The organism is Blautia sp. AM23-13AC (genome assembly GCF_003435675.1).
GTDB classification, from domain to species: Bacteria; Bacillota; Clostridia; order Lachnospirales; family Lachnospiraceae; genus Fusicatenibacter; species Fusicatenibacter saccharivorans.
Genome location: NZ_QTUL01000002.1, coordinates 380196 through 393180, shown reverse-complemented (window position 1 = coordinate 393180; position 12985 = coordinate 380196). Strand labels below are relative to the sequence as shown.

The following is a 12985-nucleotide window of genomic DNA, read 5'->3' as shown; positions in this document are numbered from 1 at the left end:
TCAGACACAAGGAGAGGAAACATGGACGAACTTTACCGGAAACTGCTTGCACAGCTGGAAGAGGGACAGGACACGGTTCTTGCCTTTATCACCGAAGGGGACGGCTCCATTCCGCGCACGACGGGCGCCTATATGCTGGTCGGCCGGGAAGGACGGATTTTCGGAACTATCGGCGGCGGAAACCTGGAATATCAGGCGGTTCTGCATGCGCAGGAGCTGGTGCAGGAGAAGAAAAGTGAATACAGAGAATACGATCTCGGAACCGGAGAGGGGAAGGGGCTTGGCATGGTCTGCGGCGGCAGAGTGAAGGTGTGCTTCTATTTTATGAATGGAGCGCACGGCGAAGCAGAAAGTCTGGCGCAGGCGCTTGCGGCGCAGGAGCAGTACCGCAGTTACTGGATTTTTTTTGCGCTGGACGGAACCGGCATCCGCGTGCTGGAAAAAGAAGCGTGGGAAATGCTTCCGGCGGCACAGGAAAAAGCGGGCCACTGCCGGATTCTGGAACTGGACGGGAAAACGTATTACGCCGAGGAATTCTGCTACGACGGAAAGATTTATCTGTTCGGCGGCGGCCATCTGGCCCAGGAACTCGTTCCGGTGCTGCATCATCTGGATTTCTGCTGTATCGTACTCGATGACCGGGAGGAATATGTGGACAAAGCATTGTTCCCGGACGCCGGGCAGACCATGCTGGTGGATTTTACGAAACTGGACGAGATTCTTTCGATCCGGAAAAATGATTATCTCGTGATTGTGACACGCGGCCACCGGTGCGATGCGGATGCCGAGGCGTTTGCGCTTCGCACCGGCGCATCGTACATCGGTGTGGTGGGAAGCCGCAGAAAGACAAAGTATGTGCGCGAAAAACTGGAAGCGCAGGGTTTTACCGGAGAACAGCTCGACAGTGTCTATGCCCCGATCGGAATCGAGATCGGAAGCGAGACGCCGGCGGAGATTGCAATCAGCATTGCCGCACAGCTCATTCAGATCCGGTCAGCAAAAACCGGAAAACGAAAAGGTGCACATCCGGCGCTTCATACGTAAATATACAAAATGAGGAGTCAATTATCATGAAAAAGAAAACCGTATCCATTCTTCTGATGGCAGCTATGGCACTTTCTCTTGCCGCATGCGGATTTTCCAATTCCACAGATTCTTCCAGTAAGAGCAGCTCCAAGGCAGAGAGCACATCTGCATCCAGCGCTTCTTCGGAAGCAGAGAGCGCATCCAGCGCCAAGAGCACAGCAGGCGGCGAAGTATTTGACGATACCACTGTCACCGTATTTGCCGCAAAGAGCCTGAACTCCGTAATGGAGACGCTGATCAGCGAGTACAATAAGACCCAGCCGAATGTCAAACTGGTTGGAAGCTATGACAGTTCAGGAACCCTGATGACACAAATCGAAGAGGGTGCATCCTGCGACGTATTCTTCTCCGCAGCAGCAAAACAGATGGATCAGCTTGAGGAAGAGAATCTTCTGGTTGAGGGAACCCGCCACAATATCGTAAACAATCAGGTCTGCGTTGTAACCTATGAGGGAAGCAATACAGAAGTTACGGGCCTGGAGGATCTGAACAAGGCATCCAGCATCGCACTGGCAGACGGTTCCGTTCCGGTTGGAAAATACACAAGAGAAGCACTGGTCAATGCAGGCATTCTGGAGAAAGCAGACGACGTATCGGCCATCACAACCCAGCAGGTTTCCGAAGCGCTCGGCGGCGTGGAAATCAATGAGTGTGCAAACGTAGGAGCCGTTACTTCCGCAGTTGCAGAGGGATCCAACGAGGTTGGTACGGTTTATTATTCCGATACCTACGGTCTGGAGGACCGTCTGAAGGTTCTGCAGGTCGTTCCGTACGATCTGACCGGAAATGTCATCTACCCGGCAGCACAGGTTGTCAACAAAGAGGCAGATGAGACCGAGCAGGCAGCAGCGAAAGACTTTGTAGAGTTTCTGACTTCCGATGAGGCAGCCGCCATCTTCCGGAATTATTACTTTGATACAGAGGTAGAATAAAAAGAAGATCCCACAAAAAACAGCAGGGATTTGGAATCACCGTCCGAAAAAGAAAGATTTCGTTTCTGCGGACGGTGGTTTTGCATCAGAGAAAATCCGGGCAGGATGCGTGATGCAGGTATGCAGGGCTGCCGTGGATAGAAAGGAAATGTTATGCAGGAAATACTGGATTTTTTACAGTCACTGGACTGGAGCCCGCTTGTCATTTCGATCAAGACCGGTATTGTGGCGACGATTCTGTCCTTTTTCTTTGGTATTTTTGCCGCGCGTGCGGTGATGAAGCTGCGTCCCGGCGCGCGTGCCGTGATTGACGGCTTTCTGACACTTCCGATGATTCTGCCGCCGACCGTTGCAGGCTTTTTCCTGCTTCTGATTTTCAGCCTCCGCCGTCCGTTTGGTGCTGCACTGTATGAGAAGTTCAGTATCAAGGCAGTACAGACATGGCTTGGCTGTATTCTGGCGGCAACGATTATCGCGTTTCCACTGATGTACCGCAATACGAGAGCGGCATTTGAGCAGGTGGATACGAACCTGATCTATGCGGCGCGGACGCTTGGTATGTCGGAGTGGAAGATTTTCTGGAAAGTGGTCATCCCATCGGCAGGTCCCGGCGTGCTCTCCGGTACGGTGCTGGCATTTGCAAGGGCGCTCGGTGAGTACGGCGCGACGTCGATGCTGGCCGGAAATATTCCGGGAAAGACGGGTACCGTTTCCCAGAAAATCGCAATGGTGATTCAGGACGGGGATTATAAAACGGCGGGTTTTTGGTCTGTTGTCGTACTGCTCGTCGGATTCCTTACGATGACAGCGATGAATCTTCTCGGCAACCGGAGAAAGAAAAATCAGAAACAGTGGTAGAGAGGATAAATCATGGCGCTTGAAGTAGATATTACGAAAAGACTGGACGGCTTTTTTATGCATATGCAGTTCCGGGCGGAGCAGGAGATTTTTGCGATTCTCGGCGCGTCGGGCTGTGGAAAAAGCATGACCTTAAAGTGTATCGCCGGAATCGAAAAGCCGGATGAGGGGCGGATTGTCCTTGACGGCAAGGTGCTGTTTGATTCGGAGAAAAAAATCAATCTGCCGCCGCAGAAGCGGAAAGTCGGCTATATGTTCCAGGATTACGCCCTGTTTCCGCATATGAATGTTGTGCAGAATATTGAGGCAGGCATGGGAAAACGGCCGGACCGGAGCCGGACGGAATCGTTGATCCGCCAGTTTCAGCTGGAAGGGCTGGAGAAAAAGATCCCGGGACAGCTTTCCGGCGGACAGAAACAGCGCGTCGCGATGGCACGGATGCTCGCAGCAGAGCCGGAGCTGATTCTGCTCGACGAGCCGTTTTCAGCGCTCGATACCTATCTGAAATGGCAGTTGGAGCAGGAGATGTACAAACATCTGAAGGAGGCCGGAAAACCGGTCATCTTCGTATCACACAACCGCGATGAGGTGTACCGCCTCTGCGATACGGTCAGCTGTATGAACCGGGGAAAGATGGAAGTCATGGAACCGCTGAAGGAATTTTTCCAGAATCCGAAGACGCGCACAGCGGCAATTTTGTCGGGCTGCAAGAACATTTCGGCGGCCGAGCGGGTGGATGCGCACACGCTGCGGGCCGTGGACTGGGGCGTAACGCTGCACGTAAAGGAGCGGGAAATTGCAGACGATATCCGCGCAGTCGGCATCCGGGCACATTTTCTGGCCACAGTAGAAAGGCCGGGTGAGGAAAATGTATTTCCGGTCAACGAATCCGAAATCTGGGAAGATCCGTTTGAATGGAACATTTCGTTCCGGAAGAATGCCGAATGCAGCTGGCTGCAGTGGAAGATCGCAAAAACAGACTGGAGTCCGGAAATGGGGATTCCAAAGGAGCTGTATCTGAAGGAGGAAGATATTCTGCTGCTGACGGATTCCTGATGCTGGTGTGACAGATTTGGATAAAAAAAGATTGTTTTCGAAATCGTGATCGTGTTTCGAAAACAATCTTTTTTCATCGTTTACAGATTCATTACATGGTGATCCAGCCGAATGCATTTGCCACGGAGCTGAACAGAATGATCAGCGCAAACACCGGGCAGAGATACTGGATCATGACAAGAAAGATTTTCTTTCTGCGGAAGCGGCTCTCGCCATGGATGATTTCTTCCTCGATTTTTGCCACACCGATGACTCTCGAAACGAGAAGACAGGTGGCAATGGCAGCAATTGGCATCATTACGGAGTTTGTCAGGAAGTCGAAGAAATCCAGGAACTGCATGCCAAGAATGGTGACGGAGGAAAGCGGTCCGTAGCCAAGGCAGGAGAGCGTTCCGAGCGCAATCATGATAACGCCGATCAGAACGGTCGATTTTTTACGGCCCCAGCCGAGCTCATCCTCAAAGGTGGAAACGGCGCTTTCTGTCAGTGCAATGGAGCTGGTCAGTGCGGCAAACAGCACCAGAAGGAAAAACAGAATACCGATCACAGTGCCAAAGCCCATATTGGCGAATACCTTCGGGATGGTGATAAACATCAGGGAAGGTCCTGCCTGCAGGGTATCCGGATTTCCGCCGGAGAAGGCAAAGACGGCAGGAATGATCATCAGGCCTGCCATGATCGCAATGGCAGTGTCAAAGATTTCGACGTTGCGTGTGGAATCCTCGATCGAGGTGTCTTTTTTCATGTAGGAGCCAAAGGTGATCAGAATACCCATCGCAATCGAGAGGGAGTAGAACATCTGTCCCATGGCGGCAACAACGGACATCCATGAAAAGTTTTTGAGGTTCGGAACAAGGAAATACTTCACGCCTGCCAGTGCGCCCGGTCTTGTCACGGAATAAACGGCAATGATAACGGAAAGGACGATCAGAATCGGCATCATCACCTTGGAAACGCGTTCAATGCCGTTTCGCACACCGGCGTAGATGATGGCGACCGTAATAAGGCAGAAAATGGCAAAACAGAGCTCTGTGGAAACTCCGTTTGAGATGAAGCCGGAAAAATAGCCGTCCTCTGCGAGCAGGGTACTGTTGCCCTTCACGTATTCGATCAGATATTTGATGACCCATCCTCCGATGACAGAGTAGTATGGAACGATCAGAATCGGGATAATGGCGTTGATCCAGCCCCCGGCGGAAAGCCATTTCGATTTGCCGAACGACTGGAAAGCGCCGACCGGGCTTTTTCGTGTCATGCGTCCGATGGCGGACTCGGCAACGATCATGGAGTAGCCGAAGGTGAGCGCCAGCAGGATATAAATGAGGAGGAAAATTCCTCCGCCGTATTTTGCTGCGAGGTAGGGAAAACGCCAGATATTTCCAAGTCCGACGGAAGCGCCTGCTGCAGCCAGCACGTAACCGATTTTGCCGGAAAACGAGCTGCGGGATTTGTTGTGTTTGTTCATAGAGTTCCTTCCTTTTGTGTGTTACAAAAATTTTGGGTTTATGGTCAGTTCTTGAAGATTTTTTATGCTGACACCATAAAGAAGATTGTAACATTATTGGGAAGGAAAGTCACTACTAAATTTTTTATTTTTTGCTGTCCGGCAGGGATTCCCCGGCCAGTTCCGCCATCAGCTCCGGCACGGTGGTCATGTGATCGAGACGCCATGCATTTTCTCCGCAGAAAAGGAGAGCGTTGTCGGTATCGCCATCGGCAGCGCGGGTCAGGGCAGTGGTAATACAGTAGGGAATGGAGGCTTTGTCGCATTTTTTGAGGCACTGGTAGCAGTGTGAGATTTTTTCCCGTTCCTGTTCGCGTTCCGTCAGAAACGGATTGCGGATTGCGCGGCCCGGCATGCCGACCGGACTGTGCATGATCGTGATATCTTCTTTTTTTGCATTCAGGTATGCCTGTTTGTAGCGGGGATCGGCATCGCATTCTTCCGTGACAACGAAACGGGTAGCCATCTGGACGCCTGCGCAGCCAAGCGACAGATAGTGAAGGATATCCTCATGGGTGTAGACGCCTCCGGCAAAGACGACGGGGATGGTACAGGCATATTTTTCTTCGTAGCCATGTACAATCTGCAGAATTTCCCGGATTTCGTCATCGTAGCCGCGTCGTGCTGTTTCTTCTACGGTTTCGGCGGAATAGCCGAGATGGCCTCCGGCTGCAGGACCTTCGATGACAACGAGATCAGGGACGCGGTGATAGTGATTGTCCCAAAGCTTCAGAAGAACCTTGGCGGTCCGGGGCGGGGAAACGATAGGCGCGAGCTTGATGGAGCTTCCCGCTGTGTATTTTGGCAGATCAGTCGGGAGACCGGCCCCGGAGATGATGAGATCGGCTCCGTTTTCGATGCAGCAGCGGACGTATTCCTCGTAGTGGGTCAGGGCGCACATGATATTGACGCCGATGATGCCGCCGTTTGAAATTTCTTTGGCGCGGCGGATGTGGAAGGCGAGGGCGCGGAGATTGGCGCTTAAGGGATCACGCGCGAATTCCGGATCGCGCCAGCCGGGCTGGGCGGCGGAGATGACGCCGATTCCGCCTGCTTTGGCAACGGCACCGGCGAGGGATGAGAGGCTGATGCCGACGCCCATTCCGCCTTGGATGATGGGGTATCTGGCAACTAAATTTCCTATTTTTAATTCTGGCAGCATATAAATTCTCCTTTTTTGATAAACGGACGATCCAGTGGCTGCCGCCGCGCCGTGGATGTTCCTCCAGATGGGCGCGGTTTCGGAGGCCGGGAAACTCTAAGGCTTTGAAATTTTGTTAAAAGCGCTTTCGAAAACGGCAAACTCGCTGCGCTCAGACAGTGCCGTTTTTGAAAGCAACACAAAATCCCATAGCCTAAGAGTTTGCGGGCCTCCTGCAAATGCGCTCACCTGGAGGAACATCCACGGCGCGGCGGCAGCCATTGGATCTGGTTATTGGTGACGAATAAATAGAATAAATATGTGATGTAAAATACTTTAGCATGTGGTTTTTAAAACTAGATATATAATACTTTGAATATCAAAGTATGTCAAGAGGGAAAATGAAAAAGGTGATTGCGGGGGGTGGGGAGGTGTGGTAGAGTGGGTGGTAGAAAGTAAATTTGAGACAGGAGGATATGGGACATGTTAAGGGATCTGGTGTTGAAGAACAGGAGTTATCGTGGTTTTGATGAGTCGGTGAGGATTTCGCGGGAGACGTTGGAAGGGTTTGTGGATTGCGCGCGGCTTTGTCCTTCGAGTGTGAATAAGCAGCCGTTGAAGTATTTTCTGGCGTGGGAGCCGGACGAAGTGGAGAAGGTGCAGGGTCTGACGAAGTGGGCGCGGGCGCTGCCGGATATGGTACTGCCGCATCCGGGAAAACGGCCGACGGGTTTTGTTGTGATCTGCCAGGATAAGAGGATTGATGAGAATCTGAACCGGTATCAGAAGGATGTCGGGATTGTGGCGCAGACGATGCTGCTTGCGGCTGTGGAGCAGGGGCTTGGCGGCTGCATGATCGGGAATTTTCAGGCGGGCGAGGTGATGGAAGTGCTTGGACTGCCAGAGGAGATCCGGCCGCTTTTGATTGTGGCGTTTGGAAAACCGGCGGAGGAGATTCATCTGGTAGATGTGCCGGAGGATGGGAATACGAATTATTACCGGGATGAAAATGATGTGCACTATGTGCCGAAGAGAACGCTGGCGGATGAATTGCTGAACTGAAGATAGAAACTGAAGATAGAGCCGGAAAATTCCGGAAAAATGTCGGATGAACCGTCCTAAAAAGTTAGATCTAAAAAATCTGATTTCTTGGGGCGGTTCAAAGAATCCGGCATTTTTTTACTTTGCAGGAAACTTCGTTGAATTTTCCTGTAAAGTCAAAAGCCCTCCGGGCAGGATCGCACTGCGGCGGAGGGGAAAGGAAAGCACAGGCTCTTATTAGTTTCGGTGTAGCCCGAAAAAGGGAAAATGTCCCATACTTTCTGGCAATCCGGGGAGATGTCTGGTGGGCAGGAAATGGTGCAAATAAAGATGTTTTTTCCTGCAAAACAGAACCTTTTTTCTCGAAAGGGATCATGATAAAATGAGAAAAAATGGGGGAATTTTCAAAAATAAGATGGAGGAGGATATTGAAATGAAAATTTATCACGCACAGGTGAATCATCTGGAAAATCCAATGGGGTTCCGGATGGAGAGAACGGTCTTTTCCTGGAAAGTGAAAGACGCGGAAGGAAAAAAACAGAGCTATGCGAGAATCCGTGTAGCATCGGATGCAGCGATGGAGCATCTGCTGTTTGATTCCGGAGAGGATGATAAGGCGAGCAGTCTTTTCTATCCGGTGAAGCTGGATCTGGAGCCGAGAACGCGGTATTACTGGAACGTGGAAGCGGGCAGTGATGCCGGGGAGACGGCGGTGAGTGAAGTACAGTTTTTTGAGACCGGAAAACGGAATGAAGCATGGACAGGAAAATGGATTTCCTGTGACAGTAAGGAGAACCGTCATCCATATTTTGAAAAAGAAATTGTTCCGGCAAAAGAGGTAGCGAAGGCCAGGCTGTATGTCTGCGGACTTGGACTGTATGAGGTGTATGTGGATGAGAAGCGTGTCGGGGATGAGTACCTGACGCCGTACAGCAATGATTACAATGAATGGGTACAGTATCAGACGTATGATGTGACAGAGGAGGTTTCAAAACAGGGAATGCTCCGTGTGTTGCTTGGAAACGGCTGGTACAAGGCGCGGTTTGGATTCAGTGCGTTTGAGGACAAGGGATTTTACGGCAATGAGTGGAAGCTGATTGCGGAGCTGCATCTGACGTATGCGGACGGTTCGGAAGAGGTGATTGGCACGGATGAATCGTGGCAGGTGCGGCGCAGTAAAATTGCATTCTCGAATCTTTACGACGGTGAGCACCGGGACGACACGCTGTCGGAACTGCCATTGGAGAAGGCGGTTTTTTGTGAGGCACCAAAAGGAGAACTGACGGAACGCATGAGCCTTCCGGTGACGATTCATGAGACGTTTGAACCTAAAGAACTGCTTCATACTCCGGCCGGCGAGCTGGTCTTCGATATGGGGCAGGAGTTTACGGGAATTTTCAAGCTGCATGTCAACGTGCCGGCAGGAACCAAAATTCATGTTCAGACAGGTGAGATTTTGCAGCGCGGCAATTTCTACAATGACAATCTGCGGAGTGCAAAATCCGAATACATCTATATTTCCGATGGAACCGAAATGGATCTTGTGCCGCATTTTACGTTCTACGGCTACCGTTACGTGAAGATCGAAGGCATTCCGGATCTGAAAAAAGAGGATTTCACGGGTCTTTCTTATTACAGCAACATCACAGCGACAGGCTGGATGAAAACAGGAAGTGATTTGGTCAATCAGCTCATCAGCAATGTGCGCTGGGGCTTAAAGTGCAATTTTGTGGATGTTCCGACCGACTGCCCGCAGCGTGATGAGCGCATGGGATGGACGGGTGATGCGCAGGTGTTCTCGCCGACGGCGATGTATCTCGAAGATACGTATGCATTCTATGCAAAATACCTGTACGACATAGCAAAAGAGCAGAGCGTGCTCGGCGGAAAGGTGCCGCATGTGGTGCCATCGTGCGGCATCGAGGATGCAGCGTGTGTCTGGGGCGATGCGGCGTGTATCATTCCGTGGAATCTATATCTGTTTTATGGGGACAAGAGCATTCTGGAAGATCAGTTTGTGAGCATGAAATCGTGGGTGGACTACATCACGAAAGTGGATGGGGACAACCATGGCTGGAGATATGTATTCCACTTTGGCGACTGGCTGGCGCTTGACAATCCGGTGCAGGGCGCTGAGCAGGTCATGGGTGCAACGGACGAGGAGTTTATTGCAAACCTGTATTATGCGATCAGCGCAGGAATCGTGGCAAAAGCGGCCGGTGTGCTGGGATACCGCGAGGAGCAGGAGAAGTATCAGAAGCTGTCCGAGGAGCAGTTTGCTGTGGTACAGGAAGAATATTACAGCGCAACAGGCCGCTGCTGCATCAAAACACAGACGGCGCTGCTGCTGACGCTGAAATACCATCTGTCAAAGAACGAAGAGCTGACAAAACGGCAGCTTCTGAAGCTGTTTGAGCAGAGTAACCACAAACTGAAGACGGGATTTGTCGGAACACCATTGCTGAACAATGTGCTCACCGACAACGGCATGAATGATCTTGCCTACGAACTGTTGCTGAACGAGGAATTTCCGGGTTGGCTTTATGAGGTTAAGCTTGGTGCAACTACCGTCTGGGAACGCTGGAATTCCCTTCTTGCGGACGGTACGATTTCCGGCATCAGTATGAACAGTATGAACCATTATGCTTACGGCTCCATCCAGGAATGGATGTTCCGTCACGTTGCCGGCATCAACACGATGGAATCCCATCCGGGTGTCAGGACCGTACAGTTTGCACCGACGCTGAACTGGGATTTGAGGTATGCAGAGGCAAAATATGATTCTGCATCGGGAATGTACAGCATTCGCTGGGAGCTTTCCGACAAAGAGCACGTGACCATCACCATGGATGTTCCGTTCGACTGTACCGCAGAGGCCGTACTTCCAATGGTTGCCAAAAGTGAAAAAGAAGCGGTTGCAGAAGTGCTCGGATCAGAAGAAAACGGTAGATACCTGCTGGAGCCGGGACACTATGAGGTAAGCTATCAGCTTTCCGGTTGGAAAGAAAAAACGGCAGTATGTGTGGAATAAAACCGCAGTTTTTTTCAAAAAATAAGAAGCGAGGTGAACGCTGCAATTTTGCAATGGGACAAAATGAGAAAATTGTTCCAATTATTATGAAAAGAATATAAATAAAAACAAATAATTTGGAAAATATACAAATTCATTTGTCTTATGAAAACGTTTATGGTACAATCTGACTAAGCGGTTACAAAAATGGAAGACAGAACGCAGACCCGAAAGTCTGACAAAAAAGAGGCGGCAGAAAGGGACAGGATATGAAGAAGTGGACGGGGATGATTACCAATCTCACAATGTTGACACAATTCGGACTGTCTCTTGTGACGCCTCTTTTTCTTTGTCTGGCACTTTGCTGGTGGCTTTGCGACCGCTTTTCGGTTGGAACATGGATTTATCTGATCGGCTTTTTCTTTGGGATCGGAGGCGGTGCCGTGACAGCCTGGAAATTCGGGCAGAGCGTTCTGCGGCATCAGAAACGCATCGAGACGGAGCCGGACGGAAAAAAGAAGAAAAAGCGGGTGTCTTTCAACCGACATATTTAGAACGTGTCTGAAAAAGTTTTCACAGTTGACGAAGATCAAGTGGCAGAGAAAAGATTTCAGACTGATTTTAAGGGGAAAATCCCTTAGAAAGGAAACAAGGCGATATGAGCAATTTCGGAGACAAGGTCCAGCCGGCCGTAAAAAAGGAGACGAAAAATGTTGCCATCTATACTGTTGTCGGCGTGGTTGTGATGTGGGTCGGGTTTCTGATCCTGCACCTGATCTGGCCGGAAAAAATCCCATTTGACTATCGGGTGATCCTCGGGGGAATCGGAGGCGGTGCCGTTGCTGTGCTGAACTTTTTCCTGATGGGCATGGCAGTACAAAAAGCAGTGTCCGAGACAGACGAGGCGGGAGCAAAACGGCGGATGCAGGCAAGCTATTCGCAGAGAAACCTGATGCAGATGCTCTGGGCAGTTCTGGCGATTGTGCTTCCATGCTTCCAGTTTGCCGCAGGAATCCTGCCGCTTTTAATTCCGGGAACGGCCATCAAGCTGAAGGGCATAAAAAACAGCATAAAGCGCTGAACCTGATCTTTGGCGAAAGCCGCAAAGACGGGACGGCGTTTTGAAACCGAAACAGCGAAGCAGCGATTCGGTTATGAGCAAGCAGCGAAGCGGATTGTGAAGATCCGCTTTGACAAAAGGTTCAAATTTTTTATTTTATCTCATACAGAGGAGGTGAGAAAAGAGAATGGAGGTTGATATCTCCGGTGCAAAAGTCTTTTTTACGATCCCGATCGATTTTCCGCTGTTCGGGAAAATTCAGATCAGCGAAACGCTGGTGGTAAGCTGGATTGTAATGGCACTCATTACCGGACTTTGCATCTGGCTCACAAGAGATTTGAAGATACGGAACATCTCCAAACGCCAGGCGGTGGCAGAAATGATTGTGGAGACCGCAAATAAATTCGTCATCGGCAACATGGGAGAAAAATTCCGGTATCTGATTCCTTTTGTGTCGGCGCTTTTCGCGACCAGCGTTGTCTCGAACCTGATCAGCCTGATCGGACTTCGAAGTCCGACAGCAGATCTTTCTACCGAGGCGTCCTGGGCTGTTGTGGTTTTCATCATGATCACCACACAGAAGATCAAAACCAACGGTTTTGGCGGATATCTGAAGGGCTTCACGACTCCGATTGCGGTTATGACACCGTTTAACGTTTTGTCGGAGCTCGCAACGCCGATCAGTATGGCGTGCCGTCACTTTGGAAACATCCTTTCCGGCGTTGTCATCAATGCCCTGATTTACGGATCTCTGGCACTGGCAAGCGGAAAGCTGCTGGGACTGCTTCCCGGCGTGCTCGGAAGAACCCTTTCACAGATCCCGATTCTGGACGTCGGTGTTCCGGCTGTTCTGTCGGTCTATTTTGACTGGTTCTCCGGCGTGATGCAGGCCTTTATTTTCTGTATGCTGACTGTCATGTACATTGCGAATGCAGCAGAGGAAGGCTAAAGAGATTAAAAAATGAGGTTTACAAAAAGAAAATACAGGAGGAAAACAAGATGGATTTTCAGATTTTAGCAAAAGGTATCGCTCTCGCAGGATGCGCAATCGGCGCAGGATGCTCCCTGATCGCAGGTATCGGACCTGGTATCGGTGAAGGTAACGCCGTAGCAAAGGCACTTGAGGCAATCGGACGTCAGCCGGAATGCAAAGGCGATGTAACAAGCACCATGCTTCTTGGCTGTGCGATCGCAGAGACCACAGGTATTTACGGTTTCGTAACCGGCCTGCTTTTGATCTTCGTAGCACCGGGAATGTTCATGAACTTCCTGAAATAGTTGCAAGGAGTAAATGATT

At 50.7% G+C, this 12985-nt stretch carries 12 protein-coding genes; 10 read left to right on the top strand and 2 right to left on the bottom strand.

Annotated features, from left to right (window positions below):
- The first annotated feature begins 21 nt into the window (after window positions 1–21).
- The 4 genes from DW642_RS04220 (at window position 22) to DW642_RS04205 (ending at window position 3932) form a co-directional block, all read left to right on the top strand.
- Complete coding sequence (locus tag DW642_RS04220; RefSeq protein ID WP_117509362.1) at window positions 22–1044, top strand: XdhC family protein; 1023 nt, start codon at window positions 22–24, stop codon at window positions 1042–1044.
- 26 nt (window positions 1045–1070) lie between these two features.
- Window positions 1071–2018 carry a molybdate ABC transporter substrate-binding protein gene (gene modA, locus DW642_RS04215; protein WP_117509361.1) on the top strand — a complete coding sequence of 316 codons (948 nt, stop codon included), beginning with the start codon at window positions 1071–1073 and terminating at the stop codon, window positions 2016–2018.
- A gap of 153 nt (window positions 2019–2171) precedes the next feature.
- Complete coding sequence (gene modB / locus DW642_RS04210) at window positions 2172–2876, top strand: molybdate ABC transporter permease subunit (RefSeq protein ID WP_117509360.1); 705 nt, start codon at window positions 2172–2174, stop codon at window positions 2874–2876.
- A 12-nt stretch (window positions 2877–2888) separates the two neighbouring features.
- A complete protein-coding gene (locus DW642_RS04205; protein WP_117509359.1) occupies window positions 2889–3932 on the top strand; it encodes a sulfate/molybdate ABC transporter ATP-binding protein in 1044 nt (347 codons plus the stop codon).
- 91 nt (window positions 3933–4023) lie between these two features.
- On the opposite strand, the gene DW642_RS04200 is transcribed toward DW642_RS04205, so the two are convergent.
- Both DW642_RS04200 and DW642_RS04195 read right to left on the bottom strand, forming a co-directional pair.
- Window positions 4024–5397, bottom strand: coding sequence for a sodium-dependent transporter (locus DW642_RS04200; RefSeq protein ID WP_117509358.1), 1374 nt, complete (start codon window positions 5395–5397; stop codon window positions 4024–4026).
- Window positions 5398–5521: 124 nt separating this feature from the next.
- Window positions 5522–6598, bottom strand: coding sequence for an NAD(P)H-dependent flavin oxidoreductase (locus tag DW642_RS04195; RefSeq protein ID WP_055220533.1), 1077 nt, complete (start codon window positions 6596–6598; stop codon window positions 5522–5524).
- Between the two features lie 462 nt (window positions 6599–7060).
- Between DW642_RS04195 and DW642_RS04190 the strand changes: the two genes are divergently transcribed.
- The 6 genes from DW642_RS04190 (at window position 7061) to atpE (ending at window position 12966) form a co-directional block, all read left to right on the top strand.
- Window positions 7061–7639 (top strand): nitroreductase family protein, encoded by a 579-nt coding sequence (locus DW642_RS04190; RefSeq protein WP_117509357.1) that lies wholly within the window; start codon window positions 7061–7063, stop codon window positions 7637–7639.
- A 412-nt stretch (window positions 7640–8051) separates the two neighbouring features.
- Window positions 8052–10649 (top strand): alpha-L-rhamnosidase, encoded by a 2598-nt coding sequence (locus tag DW642_RS04180; RefSeq protein WP_117509434.1) that lies wholly within the window; start codon window positions 8052–8054, stop codon window positions 10647–10649.
- A 248-nt stretch (window positions 10650–10897) separates the two neighbouring features.
- On the top strand, window positions 10898–11182 hold the full coding sequence (locus tag DW642_RS04175; protein ID WP_055220696.1) for an AtpZ/AtpI family protein: 285 nt from the start codon (window positions 10898–10900) through the stop codon (window positions 11180–11182).
- A gap of 104 nt (window positions 11183–11286) precedes the next feature.
- On the top strand, window positions 11287–11709 hold the full coding sequence (locus DW642_RS04170) for a hypothetical protein (protein WP_117509356.1): 423 nt from the start codon (window positions 11287–11289) through the stop codon (window positions 11707–11709).
- A gap of 166 nt (window positions 11710–11875) precedes the next feature.
- Window positions 11876–12637 (top strand): F0F1 ATP synthase subunit A, encoded by a 762-nt coding sequence (locus tag DW642_RS04165; RefSeq protein WP_117509355.1) that lies wholly within the window; start codon window positions 11876–11878, stop codon window positions 12635–12637.
- Window positions 12638–12687: 50 nt separating this feature from the next.
- The gene (gene atpE / locus DW642_RS04160) at window positions 12688–12966 is read left to right on the top strand and encodes an ATP synthase F0 subunit C (RefSeq protein ID WP_022462449.1); all 279 of its coding nucleotides are present in this window, start codon (window positions 12688–12690) and stop codon (window positions 12964–12966) included.
- The last annotated feature ends 19 nt before the right edge of the window (window positions 12967–12985 follow it).

What these genes read in the sequence shown, in the direction of transcription:
- modA (WP_117509361.1), top strand. Translation starts at nt 1,071, where the DNA reads ATGAAAAAGAAAACCGTATCCATTCTTCTGATGGCAGCTATGGCACTT.
- DW642_RS04180 (WP_117509434.1), top strand. Translation starts at nt 8,052, where the DNA reads ATGAAAATTTATCACGCACAGGTGAATCATCTGGAAAATCCAATGGGG.
- DW642_RS04205 (WP_117509359.1), top strand. Translation starts at nt 2,889, where the DNA reads ATGGCGCTTGAAGTAGATATTACGAAAAGACTGGACGGCTTTTTTATG.
- modB (WP_117509360.1), top strand. Translation starts at nt 2,172, where the DNA reads ATGCAGGAAATACTGGATTTTTTACAGTCACTGGACTGGAGCCCGCTT.
- DW642_RS04220 (WP_117509362.1), top strand. Translation starts at nt 22, where the DNA reads ATGGACGAACTTTACCGGAAACTGCTTGCACAGCTGGAAGAGGGACAG.
- DW642_RS04190 (WP_117509357.1), top strand. Translation starts at nt 7,061, where the DNA reads ATGTTAAGGGATCTGGTGTTGAAGAACAGGAGTTATCGTGGTTTTGAT.
- DW642_RS04165 (WP_117509355.1), top strand. Translation starts at nt 11,876, where the DNA reads ATGGAGGTTGATATCTCCGGTGCAAAAGTCTTTTTTACGATCCCGATC.
- DW642_RS04195 (WP_055220533.1), bottom strand. Translation starts at nt 6,598, where the DNA reads ATGCTGCCAGAATTAAAAATAGGAAATTTAGTTGCCAGATACCCCATC.
- atpE (WP_022462449.1), top strand. Translation starts at nt 12,688, where the DNA reads ATGGATTTTCAGATTTTAGCAAAAGGTATCGCTCTCGCAGGATGCGCA.
- DW642_RS04200 (WP_117509358.1), bottom strand. Translation starts at nt 5,397, where the DNA reads ATGAACAAACACAACAAATCCCGCAGCTCGTTTTCCGGCAAAATCGGT.
- DW642_RS04175 (WP_055220696.1), top strand. Translation starts at nt 10,898, where the DNA reads ATGAAGAAGTGGACGGGGATGATTACCAATCTCACAATGTTGACACAA.
- DW642_RS04170 (WP_117509356.1), top strand. Translation starts at nt 11,287, where the DNA reads ATGAGCAATTTCGGAGACAAGGTCCAGCCGGCCGTAAAAAAGGAGACG.